Origin of the sequence: Paraclostridium sp. MRS3W1 (assembly GCF_032465715.1) — a bacterium.
Lineage (GTDB): Bacteria > Bacillota > Clostridia > Peptostreptococcales > Peptostreptococcaceae > Paraclostridium > Paraclostridium dentum.
Map to the genome: position 1 here is coordinate 63,690 of NZ_JAWDJM010000161.1, position 14,730 is coordinate 78,419.

15 protein-coding genes, 1 rRNA gene and 1 other annotated feature are annotated in these 14,730 nt (G+C 28.5%); of the genes, 2 read left to right on the forward strand and 14 right to left on the reverse strand.

Translation table 11 applies throughout. The annotated features are described in order from the left end of the window. Positions 1 to 2: 2 nt before the first annotated feature. The 4 genes from RWY47_RS13185 to RWY47_RS13200 form a co-directional block, all read right to left on the reverse strand. Positions 3 to 722, reverse strand: a complete 720-nt coding sequence (locus tag RWY47_RS13185) for an amino acid ABC transporter permease (RefSeq protein ID WP_021430356.1) — start codon at positions 720 to 722, stop codon at positions 3 to 5. 17 nt (positions 723 to 739) lie between these two features. Beyond that, entirely contained in the window at positions 740 to 1,549 is an 810-nt protein-coding gene (locus RWY47_RS13190) for a transporter substrate-binding domain-containing protein (protein WP_025162038.1), read from the reverse strand. A gap of 219 nt (positions 1,550 to 1,768) precedes the next feature. Then, positions 1,769 to 1,978, reverse strand: a binding site (T-box leader). Between the two features lie 171 nt (positions 1,979 to 2,149). After that, the gene (locus RWY47_RS13195; protein ID WP_021430363.1) at positions 2,150 to 2,674 is read right to left on the reverse strand and encodes a spore maturation protein; all 525 of its coding nucleotides are present in this window, start codon (positions 2,672 to 2,674) and stop codon (positions 2,150 to 2,152) included. Then, entirely contained in the window at positions 2,674 to 3,252 is a 579-nt protein-coding gene (locus tag RWY47_RS13200) for a nucleoside recognition domain-containing protein (protein ID WP_224171025.1), read from the reverse strand. The genes RWY47_RS13195 and RWY47_RS13200 overlap by 1 nt, the downstream gene beginning before the upstream one ends. 129 nt (positions 3,253 to 3,381) lie before the next feature. Between RWY47_RS13200 and RWY47_RS13205 the strand changes: the two genes are divergently transcribed. After that, positions 3,382 to 4,812, forward strand: a complete 1,431-nt coding sequence (locus tag RWY47_RS13205; RefSeq protein WP_021430370.1) for a nicotinate phosphoribosyltransferase — start codon at positions 3,382 to 3,384, stop codon at positions 4,810 to 4,812. Between the two features lie 30 nt (positions 4,813 to 4,842). Further along, the gene (locus tag RWY47_RS13210; RefSeq protein WP_021430395.1) at positions 4,843 to 5,271 is read left to right on the forward strand and encodes an Lrp/AsnC family transcriptional regulator; all 429 of its coding nucleotides are present in this window, start codon (positions 4,843 to 4,845) and stop codon (positions 5,269 to 5,271) included. A gap of 29 nt (positions 5,272 to 5,300) precedes the next feature. Here RWY47_RS13210 and RWY47_RS13215 read toward each other — a convergent pair whose 3' ends face one another. The 10 genes from RWY47_RS13215 to rrf all read right to left on the reverse strand — a co-directional run bounded on the left by RWY47_RS13215 (position 5,301) and on the right by rrf (position 14,623). Then, a complete protein-coding gene (locus RWY47_RS13215) occupies positions 5,301 to 5,996 on the reverse strand; it encodes a M15 family metallopeptidase (protein WP_150886794.1) in 696 nt (231 codons plus the stop codon). 179 nt (positions 5,997 to 6,175) lie between these two features. After that, positions 6,176 to 7,366 carry a pyridoxal phosphate-dependent aminotransferase gene (locus RWY47_RS13220; RefSeq protein ID WP_021430350.1) on the reverse strand — a complete coding sequence of 397 codons (1,191 nt, stop codon included), beginning with the start codon at positions 7,364 to 7,366 and terminating at the stop codon, positions 6,176 to 6,178. Positions 7,367 to 7,589: 223 nt separating this feature from the next. Beyond that, on the reverse strand, positions 7,590 to 8,288 hold the full coding sequence (locus RWY47_RS13225; RefSeq protein WP_150886793.1) for an HD domain-containing protein: 699 nt from the start codon (positions 8,286 to 8,288) through the stop codon (positions 7,590 to 7,592). A gap of 17 nt (positions 8,289 to 8,305) precedes the next feature. Next, entirely contained in the window at positions 8,306 to 9,139 is an 834-nt protein-coding gene (gene rsmI, locus RWY47_RS13230; RefSeq protein WP_021430358.1) for a 16S rRNA (cytidine(1402)-2'-O)-methyltransferase, read from the reverse strand. Then, positions 9,140 to 9,892, reverse strand: a complete 753-nt coding sequence (locus tag RWY47_RS13235) for a tRNA1(Val) (adenine(37)-N6)-methyltransferase (RefSeq protein ID WP_021430351.1) — start codon at positions 9,890 to 9,892, stop codon at positions 9,140 to 9,142. 200 nt (positions 9,893 to 10,092) lie between these two features. After that, positions 10,093 to 10,977 (reverse strand): PSP1 domain-containing protein, encoded by an 885-nt coding sequence (locus tag RWY47_RS13240; protein WP_021430378.1) that lies wholly within the window; start codon positions 10,975 to 10,977, stop codon positions 10,093 to 10,095. Next, positions 10,974 to 11,909 carry a DNA polymerase III subunit gene (locus RWY47_RS13245; RefSeq protein WP_021430405.1) on the reverse strand — a complete coding sequence of 312 codons (936 nt, stop codon included), beginning with the start codon at positions 11,907 to 11,909 and terminating at the stop codon, positions 10,974 to 10,976. Before RWY47_RS13245 ends, RWY47_RS13240 begins: the two co-directional genes overlap by 4 nt. A gap of 2 nt (positions 11,910 to 11,911) precedes the next feature. Continuing rightward, positions 11,912 to 12,601 (reverse strand): dTMP kinase, encoded by a 690-nt coding sequence (locus RWY47_RS13250; protein WP_021430404.1) that lies wholly within the window; start codon positions 12,599 to 12,601, stop codon positions 11,912 to 11,914. A 73-nt stretch (positions 12,602 to 12,674) separates the two neighbouring features. Continuing rightward, positions 12,675 to 14,090 (reverse strand): aminotransferase class I/II-fold pyridoxal phosphate-dependent enzyme, encoded by a 1,416-nt coding sequence (locus RWY47_RS13255; RefSeq protein ID WP_199874409.1) that lies wholly within the window; start codon positions 14,088 to 14,090, stop codon positions 12,675 to 12,677. A 416-nt stretch (positions 14,091 to 14,506) separates the two neighbouring features. Then, a 5S ribosomal RNA gene (rrf, locus tag RWY47_RS13260) occupies positions 14,507 to 14,623 on the reverse strand. Between the last annotated feature and the right edge of the window lie 107 nt (positions 14,624 to 14,730).

Consider the following 14,730-nt stretch of genomic DNA (forward strand, 5'->3'; position numbering starts at 1 on the left):
TATTAAGCATTAGTAGTTTTGAAAATTTTAAAAGCAGATTTTGATTCTCTTACACTTTTATTTTCAAGTTTTAATTCAAATAATCCAACTAATTTAGATAGTGTAAATGTAAGTACAAAATAAATCATAGCTGCTACTAATAATGGCTCAAATGCTAAATAAGTGTTTCCTTTGACTATATCTGCACTATACATTAAATCTTGTATTCCTATTACAGAAACTATTGAAGATTCTTTTACCAAAACAATAAATTCATTTGCTAAAGCTGGAAGTACATTTTTCAATGCTTGAGGAATAATTACTAATCTCATACTAGTCGAGTAATCAAATCCTAATGATCTACTAGCTTCCATTTGTCCTTTATCTACTGATTGTATTCCTGATCTAAGAATTTCCGCTATATATGCACTTGAGTTAATAGAAAGTGCAACTATCGCTGATATATACTCAGATGGTATAGGCCCTACATCTGGAAATTTTATTCCTATTGTAGGGAATCCAAAGTAAATTATATATATTTGAACAAGTAAAGGAGTTCCTCTTAAAAATTCTATATATATTGAACCTAAAATACTAAAAATTTTATTTCTTGAAATTCTTGCCATACACACTATTACTCCAACTAAAAATCCTAAAATTAGTGTGCATATCGATATTCCAATTGTAATTTTCGTTCCATCTATAAAAAACTGTGAATAATCACTTAAAAAACTAAAATCCATTATAATTTACCTCCTATTTATTGCGCTAATTGAGTAGCTTTTTGAACAAACTCTTCTATTTTGTTTTTAGATTTTAATTCATCTAATGTTTTATTTACTTGATCTACTAAAGTTTTATCTTGAGATTTATCTATAGCTATAGCTGATCCTTCACCTTGATTTTGACCTAAATTTGCATTTGATTCTACAAGATCAGGATATTGTTTTAAGTATCCACTTATAGCTTCTTTACTTACTACAGCTGCATCAACATTATTATTTTCTAACTCTAAAATTACATCTGATATTTTCCCTAAAGATTTTATATTCTTAGTTTTTATAACATCCTTAGCTATAGTTTCTTGTAAACTAGCTTTTTGTACAGCTATATTTGCACTTTTTAAATCTTCAATATTTTTATATTTATCTTTATTAGAGTCTTTTACTAAAATAGTATGTTCTCCGTTGTAATATACATTAGAAAAATTAACAGCTTTTTTTCTTTCCTCTGTTGGACTCATCCCTGCAATTACCATATCTGCGTTTCCTGATTTAATTGCCCCTAATAGACCATCAAACTTCATATCTTTAATTTCTAACTTTACACCTAAATCTTTTGCTATTTCTTCTGCTATCATCATTTCAAATCCTACTATGCTATCTTTTCCATCCACTTTTTTATGGAACTCATACGGAGGGTAATCTGCACTTGTAGCTACTGTTAGTACTCCTTTATCTTTGATTGATTGCAATTGACTCTTATCCTCTTTTGATGATGAACATCCTACTACACCTAAAGTTAAAACTCCTATTAATCCTGTAAACACTACTTTTTTTAATATTTTCATTATAATACCTCCCAATTAATAATTATTAGTAATTGATAATACGTAGTTACTTTTGTTATAATTTTTTCCTTAATTGTCCACTTAAGCATAAAAAAAGCCCCTTAGCAAAATGCTAAGAGACGAAATTATCCGTGGTACCACTCTCATTGATAAGTTAATCAAATATATGCTAATACAAATATAATTCATTATATTAAAAAAGTCCCTTGGTTATAAAAACCAAGAGACGAATTATATCCGCGTTACCACTCTAATTGATAAGTAAACTTATCCACTCTATCCTTTAAGGCAGGCTCACCGATTACCATACTATTATTTCAGGCAACCTTCTCCAAAGCTCTCTTCACAATAAACTTCATTACTAGGCTCACACCAACCCTAGCTCGCTGAAACTCAATTTAATGTTACTCTCTTTTTCATAGAATTTAATTTTGAAATTTTATTATAAACTAATTATAGTGCCTTATTATGTAATTGTAAATAAAAATTTTTAAAATTTAACAAAAAACTTTTTTGTGCAAATTCTGCAAAATGTTTTTAGCCTATCGAACAATATTAGACATGCTATGTATAAGATATTAAATTTTAAGATTCAATATTTTAAGCAAATAATATGTAACATATAAACACAGCCGCTAATACACCTGCAACATGACTCATCATTGCACACGCTAAAGTATGTCTAGTATTTTTTATTTTTAAGCTTCCAAAATATATAGCCATTGTATAAAATATGGTTTCCGATGCTCCAACTATAGTTGCTCCCATTTGCTCAACTAAATTTCCCATTCCTACCCTACTTACAAGTTCATTATACATTCCTAAAGCTCCACTTCCCGATAAAGGTTTCACTATTATAAGACCTATAAGCTCTTTTGGAATACTAAATAATTCTGCTATAGGCTTAAATATAAACTCTAACATATCAATCCCTTTTCCACTTTTAAATATTCCTATTGCTAAAAATATTCCTATTATGTATGGCAATATACTCCATGTAGCCTTCAATCCATCTATAGCACCTTTAACGAAACTATCATATATATCTACACCTTTTATCTTTCCATGAATTACAATTCCTAAAATAATAATCGGTATTATAGAATTCGAAAATAAATCAATCATTACTTATACCTCCTTCTTTGAAGGAATTTACAACTTGTTATTGCAACTATTGTAGATATAATTGTCGCAAATAAAGTTGAAATAATTATTTCTCCTGGATTTGTTGATCCTCCATCTAACCTTAATTTAATCATGGTAAATGGAATAATTTGTATAGATGAAATATTTATTACTAAAAACATAATCATATCATTTGTGGCTGTATCTTTTCTTTTATTTAAAGTTTGTAATTCATTCATAGCTTTTAGTCCAAATGCTGTTGCTCCATTCCCTGCGCCTAACATATTTAAAACCATATTCATAACTATATATGACATAGCTTTGTGACCTTTTGGAATAGATGGAAATAATTTTTTTAAAATAGGATATAACATATCCCCTATTTTATTTATTAATCCAGAATCTTTAGCTATATTCATAATCCCCATCCAAAGGGCCATTATTCCGGCTAAACTTACTGCAAATTCAATTCCTTTAGATGATTCATTCAATATAACCTCATTTAATTGTGCTAAATTGTTTGTACATATGCTTCCTACTATCCCAATTGAAATCATCCAAAACCATATTTTTCCCATACAAATCTACCCCCTCTTATGAATTTTATGATAGTAAGTTCCCATATTATACTTGAAACTTATCCTATATTATGTTTTAGTATACTTATGTAATTTTTTTATATTTTTAGGGTAATAAGGAGATATATAATGAAAAATTTAACACTTCTTACTGACTTATATCAGCTTACTATGATTAATGGATATTTTGAGAATGGTGTTCATGATGATATAGTCGTATTTGATATGTTTTTTAGGAAAAACGCTTGCAAGGGTGGGTATACGATTGTTTGTGGTATAGATCAACTAGTTGAGTACATAAATAACCTTAATTTTTCCAACAGTGACTTGGAATATCTTAGGGGCTTAAACTTATTCTCAGATGAATTTTTAGATTTCTTAAAAGATTTTAAATTTACAGGAGATATTTATTCTGTTCCTGAAGGAACTGTAATGTTCCCAAATGAACCGATAATAAGGATTAAAGCACCACTTTATCAAGCTCAACTTATTGAAACTGCATTGCTTACAATAGTAAACTTCCAGTCACTAATAGCTAGTAAAGCTTCAAGAGTTTGCTTTGCAGCTCAAGGTGATTCCGTATTAGAATTTGGATTAAGACGTGCTCAAGGTCCAGATGCAGGAATATATGGTGCAAGAGCAGCTATAATCGGGGGATGTAGTGCTACTGCAAATGTACTCGCAGGGAAAATGTTTGATATCCCTATAGTTGGAACTCATGCTCATAGCTGGGTTCAAAAATTCGATTCTGAATTAGAGGCATTTGAAGCTTATGCAAAAATTTATCCAGATAAGTGCCTTCTATTAGTAGATACTTATGATGTTTTAAATAGTGGAGTTCCTAATGCAATTAAAGTCTTTAAAGATTTAAAGACTAAAGGCTATAAACCAGTTGGAATCAGACTAGACTCTGGTGATTTAGATTATTTATCTAAAGCATGTAAAAAAGTATTAGATTCAGAAGGTTTCACGGATATACAAATAACAGCATCTAATGATTTAGATGAATATGCTATATCAAGTTTAAAATCATCTGGTTCTCCAATTAATTCTTGGGGAGTTGGAACAAAGCTAATAACTTCAGCTGATTCTCCATCATTAGGAGGAGTTTATAAACTGGTAGCGTCTTTTAAAAATAACCAAATTGAACCAAAAATAAAAATTTCTGAAGATCCAGAGAAAATTACTAACCCTGGATACAAAAAAGTTGTTAGAATATATAATAATCAAGGAAAAGCTGAAGCAGATTTAATAATGCTTGAAGATGAGGTTCTAGATACTACAAAACCATTGACTGTGTTCCATCCAGTATATACATGGAAGAAAAAAACATTTAAAAATTATACAATCAGAGAGCTTTTACAACCTTTATTTGTTAATGGAAATTGTGTATATGAAAAAAGATCAGTGTCTGAAATAAAAAAATATGCTCAAAATGAACTAAATACTTTATGGAGGGAATATAGACGACTAGTCTATCCTCAAACATACAAAGTTGACTTATCTGAAAATCTTTGGAATCTAAAAAATTCTATGCTAGACACTAAAAAAAATATTTAACTAATATCGAAAGTCGAAAGGAGTTTTAATATGGATGCAACAGATTTTAAAATTATAGAACTACTACAAGAAGATGGTAGAATTTCCATGAAGGATTTAGGGAAAATAGTAGGTTTGACATCACCTGCAGTTTCAGAAAGAGTTAAAAGATTAGAGGAATCTGGAGTTATTAAAGGCTATAAAGCTATCGTAAATCCAGATAAATTAGGAAGAGTAATTAAATCTTTTATAAATATATCTTTACCTAGTGAAAACTATCAATCTTTTATAGACTACGTTAAACGTGATAACCGTATTGTTGAATGTCATCATATAACTGGAGATGATTGCCTTTTACTAAAAGTTATAGTCCCAGATATGTATGCACTTGAACAAGTAATTGATAAAATTAAACAAGTCGGAAGAACTAAAACATCAGTTATTCTTTCAACTATAATCGAAGGTAAATCTATATTATAAATAAAAATAGAGGATGATTTTTTCATCCTCTATTTTAATCCCAAATATTCTTCTAGTGTTAAATCATTCATTTTAAAATTATTACTATGCTCTTTACCTACATATCTATAATGCCAAGATTCATACATATACCCAGTTATATCTTCTTTACCTTTTGGGTATCTAAGTATAAATCCATACTTATATGCATTTTCATACAACCACTTAGCTTGTGGTGTATTGTCAAACCATGGGCCTATTGATTTTTTATAATTTCCATTTGATATATCTAAAGCTAGCCCTGTTTGATGTTCACTAAACCCTGGTACTGAAGAGTATCTATCAGCAGCTTCTTTTCCATCTCGTTGAACATAATTATTATATAGTTGAACTTGTGTATCATAACTTCTATATCCGCTTCTTACATTTATTTCAAGTCCATCTTTCTTTGCAGCTTCTTGCATTTCTTTAAAAGCTTCCATTGCTTCATAATCTTCACTTCCACTTGCTGGAGCATATTCACTAGGAAGACCATAATCTTTATTCGCAACCAATATTCCATCTATATAAAGAGGTTGTATACCTTCTATATACTCACTTCTTTCATGTTTTGGTTTTTTTTCTATAGATTCAATTTTATCCTCATTTACATCTGCATAAGTATCCTTTTCTTTTGATGATATCATGCTGTATGCTTGGAATACAATAATTGCTATAACTATAGCTACTATGCCTTTCTTTAACATAAATTCCCCCCATTATTCTATTTTTCAAACAATATTTATTATTATACTCCAAAATATTACTTAGTTCTATAATATATGACCTTTGTAATCTAATTGACATTATATAACTCAAAAATAAAAAAGCTATCTTAACAAGTAGAATATAAATCTACAAGTTAAAATAGCTTGTTAATTCTTAATTATAAAGTTATAGCTTTCTCTATTCTCTCTAGACCCTCTTTTATGTTTTCTAATGATGTTGCATAAGAAAGTCTTATGTAATTATCATTTCCAAATCCTATTCCTGGAACAACAGCTACTTTTGCATCATCTAATAAATAATCAGCAAAGTCTATTGAATTTTTTATTTCTTTTCCATTTAAAGTTTTACCTAATAGTTTACTTATATTTACCATTACATAAAAAGCCCCTTGTGGTTTTAAGCATGATAAATTCTCTATAGAATTAATTTTATCAACCATGAAGTCTCTTCTTTCTTTAAATGCTTCAACCATTTCCTTCAATGTATCCTCTGGGGCATTTAAAGCAGCTATTGTAGCATATTGAGCTATAGTATTTGGATTTGAAGTAGCATGACTTTGGAAATTCGACATAGACTTAGCTATTTCTTTTTTACAAGCAGTGTATCCTATTCTCCAACCTGTCATTGCATAAGCTTTTGCTACCCCATTTACAACTATTGTTAAATCTTTTATATCTTCATTAAACGATGCTATACTTTTATGAGTTCCTTCATATAATAATTTTTCATATATTTCATCTGAGATTACATATATATTATTTTTTACAGCTAAATCAGCTATAGCTTTTAAATCTTCTTCTTTATAAGCTGTTCCAGTTGGATTATTTGGTGTGTTTAATATTATTGCTTTAGTTTTATCTGTTATTGCTGATTCTAAAGCTTCAACTGTATATTTAAATTCAGCTTCTTCTGGACACTCTACAAATACAGGTTTTGCATCTACTAATCTTATTAGTTCTGGATAACTTACCCAATATGGATTAGGAACTATTACCTCATCCCCAGGATTACATATCGCTGATAAAGTATTAAATAATGAGTGTTTAGCTCCATTAGAAACAACTATTTGATCTTTAGTGTATTCTAAGTTATTATCTCTTTTTAATTTATCACATATAGCTTGCTTTAAACTATCCATTCCTGAAGCAGCAGTATACCCTATACTCTCATTTTCTATAGCATCTATAGCTGCATCTCTTATGTGTTTTGGAGTTCTAAAATCAGGTTCCCCTGCCCCAAATCCTATTATATCTACGCCTTGAGCTTTTAAGCTCTTAGCTTTTGCAGTTATAGCTAATGTTACCGATGGTTGAATTGATTTTAATTTATTTGATATATCTTTTCTCATTCTTTATCCTCCCCAAGCTTAAGTCATTTATAAAATCGTTTTCCAAGATATTATTTTTTAACCTTTTTTTAATAAAATCTTTAAATATAAACGTAATAAAAGTGTATTAACTTAAAAAATTAACACACTTTTATAATATACAAATTTTTACAAATTGTCTATATCTTAATATTAAATAAAATTTTACTATACTTATATTACAACGGCTTTACTTTTATCTAAACTAACCTCTCTCATATCGATATATGTAGTTAGTTATTGCATAGTTCATATACGATTTAATTATACCCATATCTTCATCTGGTCTTATTAATTTTCGAGTTGATACTATATCAACATATCCTATAATAAATATATCTATGCTTTCATCTTTTAGGTCATCAAATATATTAAATAATCTTTCTTTGGACATATCATTATTTCTGTATAACTCAAGTAATGACATATGATATCTAATATATTTGTATAAAATAGATGAATTTAATTCACTTAAATTTAATGTTTTAGAAATTTCTAATGATTTATTTGCTCCTAATATTTCGTGTTTTTTAAAATGGATCCTTCCATTATCATCAACAGTTTGAGCTATAGGTTTACCCATATCATGTAGGAATATCCCTAATTTTATAAGATCTATTTTTTTCATTCCATTTTCTAATTCTTTATTTAAAGATTCAAATACTCTATCTTTCAAATGACTTTCAAAAAATTTTTCTTCCTTTAAAATATCTTCAAATAATTTAACAGCTAGAATTGAATGTTCAAAGCAATTTATAACATGATATTTGCATTCACCTACACTCTTCATATCAATAGTAATCGGTAATATTTTTGATAAATCGCCCGACTCATCCATTTTTTTTATTGAATCAACTGTATTTTCACTTTTTATACAATCCATTAGCTTTTTTACTAATGTCATGCTTTATCACCTCTATTTTATAAATCTAGAACTTGTTTATATACTATATCTTTCTTTAACTTTCTTTCTTTACAAACAGCTTTGATTGCATCTTTTTTACTTATACCTTCTTCCATAAGCTTTAGAACATACTCTCTCTCATTTAAATCATCGTATTCACAAACTTTTTTCACTTCACCTTTAAAGCCTTCAACTATAAGTACAAATTCTCCTTTTACTTCTCTTTCATTAAAAATTTCTATACAACCTTGTATGTCTTTTCTTATTATTTCTTGATACTTTTTAGTTAATTCTCTATTTATTGCTATAGATCTATTACCTAATACTTTTAACATATCTTTTAAAGTATCTTTTAGTCTATGTGGTGATTCATAGAATATAATAGTTCTTTTTTCATATTGTAATTCTTCTAGTTGAGCTCTTCTTCTTTTTTTATCTCTATCTAAAAAACCTTCAAATGCAAATTTCCCAGTTTCAAGCCCTGAACCTATTAATGCCGTGATAGATGCAGTAGCTCCAGGTAATACAACTACTTCAATATCATTTTCAATAGCCTGTTTTATTACTTCTTCTCCAGGGTCTGATATTCCAGGCATTCCAGCGTCACTTATCAACGCTATATTTTCTCCGCTTAGTAATTTATTTATTAAATATCCACCTTTATTATCTTTGTTATATTCATGATAACTTGTTAATGGTTTCGATATTTCAAAATGATTTAAAAGTTTAATACTATGTCTAGTATCTTCTGCTGCTATTAAATCAACTTCATTTAAAACTCTTAAGGTTCTATATGTTATATCTTCTAAGTTTCCTATTGGAGTTCCACATACATATAATTTTCCACTCATTTACTTTTCTCCTATATCTTGATTTGCATATATGTCATCAATTTCTTTAGTATAATTTCCATCCTCATCATAAACATATAATGGATCTAATATTTTTAAATCTGGTCTTCCACCCTTAGTAAATTGAACTAACATTATGTTAGGAGCTTTGCCTTGCTTAGGATGAATAAACTGAATTTGCTTTGGCTCTAACTTATACTGTCTTGCTAATGTTATTATTTCTATCAGTCTAGTTGGTCTGTGGATCATATAAAACTTACCTGTATCTTTCAATAATCTAGATGCTGATCTTATAACATCTTCTAAATTGCATTTTACTTCATGTCTTGATATAGCTTTTTTATCATTTGGATTTTTTATTCCATTATCATGCATATATGGAGGATTTGAAGTAACTACATCAAACTTGTTAACTTCTAAAGTTTTATCTATTACTTTTATATCTCCATTTACAATTTTAACTCTATCTTGTAAGTCATTTAATAGTACAGATCTTGAAGCCATCTCATAAACTTCTTCTTGGATCTCTACACCTATAATTTCCTTAGCTTCACTTTTACCAGCTATTAATATTGGTATTATACCTGTTCCTGTTCCTAAATCTACTACGCTAGCACCTCTTTTTACTTTAGCAAAGTTAGCTAGTAAAACAGCATCTACTCCAAAACAAAATCCAGTTGTGTCTTGTATCAACCTTAGTCCTTTAAGTTGAATATCATCTATTCTTTCCGTCTCTTTTATTTTTACGTCCATAAATCTACTCCTTAACATTAAAAATTCGCTTCGCTCATGCCACCAACGACTTCATCCGTTGCTTAAAATCTTTTTAACGCTCAAAATATAGTGTTTTGATACAAATAAATTTTGTAGATTATTCACAAATTCCAGCAAGTGTAATTTCTTTAAGCGTTAAAAATTCACAATTTAAAGGGTAGGAAATATCCTACCCCCTATTAATCTTCTAATTTTTTTAACTCTCTTAATGTCTCTGCATCAAGTTTTTCATCTTTTTGTCCACATCCAGCACATTTCTTAGCTTCTTGTAAAATCTTTATATCTTCTCTTTCATAAAGTTTTATGTTTTTATCTTGTAATTCTACTTTAATTTGTTCTAAAAGAGGGTTAATTTCAATTACTTTTCCTTTTCCATCTGGAGATTGTACTATAGAACCTACTGTTGGCATTTTTTCTAATGCTTCACTATATACATCGTGTTCATATTTTAAACAACAGAATAATCTACCACATATACCTGAAATTTTAGTAGGATTAAGTGATAAACTTTGATCCTTCGCCATTTTTATAGAAACAGGTTGGAAATCTCCTAACCAAGAAGAACAACATAGTCTTCTTCCGCACGGTCCAAGTCCACCTATAGATTTAGCTTCATCTCTTACTCCAATTTGTCTTAATTCTATTCTAGTCTTAAATATAGAAGCTAAGTCTTTTACAAGTTCTCTAAAATCTATTCTTCCTTCTGCTGTAAAGTAGAATATTAGCTTATTTCTATCAAATGTATACTCACAATCTATAAGAAACATAGTTAATTCATGTTCTTTTATTTTTTGTTGGCAAACCTCAAAAGTTTCTTTCGCCTTTTCTTTATTTTCTAAATAAATCTTAGTATCTTCTTCTGTTGCTATTCTTACAATAGGTTTTAAAGGTGATACTAGCTCACTTTCATCTAATTCCTTAGGTCCTACTACAACCTTACCATATTCTAATCCCCTTGCAGTTTCTACTACTACATCTACATTTTTCTCTATTTCAAATTCTACAGGATCAAAATAATATATTTTTCCTGCACTTTTGAATCTAACACCCACTATTCTTATCATTTAATCACCTCATATATATTTAAAGACATCACTTGTATACTCAAATTAAAGTTACAATTACTTCTTAACTTTTTCTTAGTCTCTTCTATTATATCAATAATCTTAGACACTTGAGAATAGTTAATTTTTTTGCTCATATTTTGTAAAAATGTTATTTTATCTATATTTATAATCATATCTTTATTTATATTTTCTTTTAACATCATTATATCTCTAAAATAATTCAAAGTTATATCCAAAACTTCAATAATATTATCTTTATATTTATCATACTTACTTGGAAGTTCTAATATATCAACTACATTCTTATCTAACATAGTTTGTATATTACTTTGAATATCCTCTCTCATTACCATAAAATCTGATGACTCAGACAATTCTAAAGCTTTGCTTATACTTCCTCTAGAAAATGTAGCTAACATACTAGCTTTTCTATCTTCAATTCCCTTTGTTTTCAAATACTCCTTTAATTCTATAAACGGTATTGGTAAAAACTTTACTATATCGCATCTTGACTTTATTGTATCTAGTAATGAGTTTTTATTATTTGTTAAAAGTATTATTATTACGTAGTTAGGTGGCTCTTCTAATGTTTTTAATAATGCATTTTGAGACTCTATAGTCATTTTTTCCGCATCAGTAATTAAATATATTTTATAATCTCCATGTGGCTTTATTATAACATCAGTCTGTAAGCTTCTTATTTGAGCTATTTTTATACTTGCACCTTGAGGTTCTATAGATATAAAATCAGGGTTATTCTCAAGGTGTTTTGTTTTAAGTAAAAATTTTGCAAACTCTTGTGCAAGTGTGCTTTTACCAACTCCATTTATTCCCTCAAATAAATATGCATGATTTATTTTATCTTTTGTAATAGAGTTTGATAAATATTTTTTAGCAAAACTTTGTCCTATAATATTTTCAAAATACATATCTATTTCTCCATAGAATCTATAGTTTTTTTAACGACTTTATATATTTCTTCATGTATGCTATCTATACTTCTTAATTTTTCATCGTTTATACAATCAATCTTATTCCAATTATACTTGTTTGCTATATATAAAGAGTTATTATATGATCTTGTTAGATAGTCTATATCACTTTCATGTATATCCTTTTTTTCTTCTCCTGTAAACTTATTTTTTCTATTTTCCATAAGTTTTTTACTAAACTCTACAGGAACATCCAAAAATACTACACAATCTGGTTGTGGAATCTTATATAAATTAAACTCAAAGTCAAATAACCAATTTATATATTTATCTCTTTCTTGTTCGTCCATTTTTGATGCTTGATGAACCATATTTGAAGTAGTATATCTATCTGCTATTATAATTCCGCCTTCATTATAAAAAGATTCCCATTCCGTTTTAAAAGATGCGTATCTATCTGCTGCGAAGAATGTAGAAGCTACATATGCATCTACGTCATTAGCATTTTTCCCGAAGTCTCCATTTAAATACATCTTAACTAGTGAAGCAGAATCTGATTTATAGTTTGGATATTCGACTTTTTTTACTTTATACCCATCCTCTATTAATCTATTGTATAATTTTTTGGTTTGAGTTGCTTTTCCGCTAGCATCTGAACCACTTTCTATAATTATTAACTTTCCTTTCATTTTTTACACCTATCAATATTGATCACGCTTAATATACTCATCGTAACTAATATTGTCTTCCTTTCTTATGAATTTAATCTATGTCTATAACTTGAATAAACCTAAGTTCACTATCTTTAACTCCATTAACGTTCATTCCCTTAGATTTACATTCTATAATGTATTCAATAACTTCTTTTGTGATCTCTTCTCCTGGAGATACTAAGCTAACTCCAGGTGGATATGGTATTATATATTCACCTGAAATTTTTCCTATGCTATTCTCTATTTTAACATTTTTTTTATCCATATAGAATGCTTCTCTTGGACTTAATATCTTTTTAGGTAATTTAATTGGATACGATACGCTTTTTAAATGATCTTCTTTCTTATAAATTTTATCGATTTCAAATAATACATCTTTTAACTTTAAAAATTCATCTTTTGTATTCCCAATTGTTGCAATCAATAAAACACCATAATAATTAGATAACTCAACCTGTATATTATAATTTTCTCTTAAAATATTTTCTAATTCATGTCCCGTAATCCCAAGTTTCTTTGTATTTAAAAATATTTTAGTATAATCTTTACTTTCATCTACTTTAATATTTTTAAGCTTATAAAGTTCACTTTTAAATTCATTTATATTGCTTAAAAGTTTGTCCATCAAATCAAACCCGTTTTTTTCGTATATATCTACAGCTATATCCAAAGATGCCATAAGTAAATATGATGGGCTTGAAGATTCCGTTATTCTCAGCATATTTGTTAACTTATTTATATTTATTCTATTTCCTTTAATATGAATCATAGATGATTGTGTAAAGGATGGTAATGTTTTATGAGTACTTTGTATTACTATATCTGCGCCTTGGCTTAATGCTGTCTCTGGTAGCTTCTCACTTAACCCTAAGTGAGCTCCATGGGCTTCATCTATTATAACAGTCATACCTTTTTCATGTGCATAACTACAAATAGACTTTAAATCAAATACATCTCCAAAATAAGTTGGATAAGTCAGAAAAACTGCCTTGGAATCTAAATTTGAGTCTATAACTCTTTTTACATCATCAAAACTAACTCCAGATAAAGTATTACTATCTTTATTTATACTAGGGTTAACATAAATTGGATCTATATCTCCAATTATACAAGAATTAATCGCTGACTGATGGCAATCTCTATTTAGTATTATTTTTTCTTTAGGATTTACAGAAGCCATTATAGCTGCCTCAATTCCACAAGTAGATCCATTCACTAAATAAAAAGTTTTATCGCTTTTAAATACTTCTGAAGCCCTTTTAAGAGACTCTTTTATACACTCTTCTGGTGAATGTAAATTATCCGTCCCTGGAATCTCAGTTGTATCTAGTTTGTATAAATTTTCAAGTATATCTTGATACCCTAGCATTTTATATATAGCGCCTTTCTTATGACCTGGCATATGAAATGATATTATATTGTCATCAACTATTTTTCTTAAAGAATCTATTATTGGTGTATTCATTATTTTAACTTTTACTTTAACTTACATTTCAAGCTAAAGATCCTCCTCCCAAAACATATTGTGATTATATTAAACGACTATTTTAATCATATAATTATAATCAAGTTTTTTAAAGTATCTTTTATCATTTTTTACCTTATATTTTAATCCCATCTCGTATAATCGAATTTTTTTTATTTTTATACAACAAAAAATGGTAGATATTTAGTTTGTACAGCAGCGGTCATTCAAAACATCTTTTCTTATCATTTAACTCATATATTACAAGCGTAATTCTTTTATATTTTCGTACAACAAAAAGTGGTTGATATTTAGTTTTCAGCGAAGTGGTCATTTAAAGCATCTTCTCAGCTTTATGACCCAAGCGCAAACTAAATATCAACCACCACATAAATCCACGTAAAATAAAAAAGATTACGCGGCTACGTCCTACTCTCCCAGGCAGCTTCCCACCAAGTACCATCGGCGCTAAAGAGCTTAACTTCTGTGTTCGGAATGGGAACAGGTGTATCCTCTTTGCTGTAATAACCGCATAATCTTTATTTAGAGTTAGTACTCTAAAAACTGAATAACATTTGTAAGATTAAATAATCTTGGTCAAGTCCTCGATCTATTAGTATCGGTAAGCTACATACATTGC

What these genes read in the sequence shown, in the direction of transcription:
- RWY47_RS13255 (WP_199874409.1), bottom strand. Translation starts at nt 14,090, where the DNA reads ATGAATACACCAATAATAGATTCTTTAAGAAAAATAGTTGATGACAAT.
- RWY47_RS13210 (WP_021430395.1), top strand. Translation starts at nt 4,843, where the DNA reads ATGGATGCAACAGATTTTAAAATTATAGAACTACTACAAGAAGATGGT.
- RWY47_RS13240 (WP_021430378.1), bottom strand. Translation starts at nt 10,977, where the DNA reads ATGATAAGAATAGTGGGTGTTAGATTCAAAAGTGCAGGAAAAATATAT.
- rsmI (WP_021430358.1), bottom strand. Translation starts at nt 9,139, where the DNA reads ATGAGTGGAAAATTATATGTATGTGGAACTCCAATAGGAAACTTAGAA.
- RWY47_RS13185 (WP_021430356.1), bottom strand. Translation starts at nt 722, where the DNA reads ATGGATTTTAGTTTTTTAAGTGATTATTCACAGTTTTTTATAGATGGA.
- RWY47_RS13235 (WP_021430351.1), bottom strand. Translation starts at nt 9,892, where the DNA reads ATGGACGTAAAAATAAAAGAGACGGAAAGAATAGATGATATTCAACTT.
- RWY47_RS13195 (WP_021430363.1), bottom strand. Translation starts at nt 2,674, where the DNA reads ATGATTGATTTATTTTCGAATTCTATAATACCGATTATTATTTTAGGA.
- RWY47_RS13245 (WP_021430405.1), bottom strand. Translation starts at nt 11,909, where the DNA reads ATGTATTTTGAAAATATTATAGGACAAAGTTTTGCTAAAAAATATTTA.
- RWY47_RS13250 (WP_021430404.1), bottom strand. Translation starts at nt 12,601, where the DNA reads ATGAAAGGAAAGTTAATAATTATAGAAAGTGGTTCAGATGCTAGCGGA.
- RWY47_RS13205 (WP_021430370.1), top strand. Translation starts at nt 3,382, where the DNA reads ATGAAAAATTTAACACTTCTTACTGACTTATATCAGCTTACTATGATT.
- RWY47_RS13225 (WP_150886793.1), bottom strand. Translation starts at nt 8,288, where the DNA reads ATGACATTAGTAAAAAAGCTAATGGATTGTATAAAAAGTGAAAATACA.
- RWY47_RS13215 (WP_150886794.1), bottom strand. Translation starts at nt 5,996, where the DNA reads ATGTTAAAGAAAGGCATAGTAGCTATAGTTATAGCAATTATTGTATTC.
- RWY47_RS13220 (WP_021430350.1), bottom strand. Translation starts at nt 7,366, where the DNA reads ATGAGAAAAGATATATCAAATAAATTAAAATCAATTCAACCATCGGTA.
- RWY47_RS13190 (WP_025162038.1), bottom strand. Translation starts at nt 1,549, where the DNA reads ATGAAAATATTAAAAAAAGTAGTGTTTACAGGATTAATAGGAGTTTTA.
- RWY47_RS13200 (WP_224171025.1), bottom strand. Translation starts at nt 3,252, where the DNA reads ATGGGAAAAATATGGTTTTGGATGATTTCAATTGGGATAGTAGGAAGC.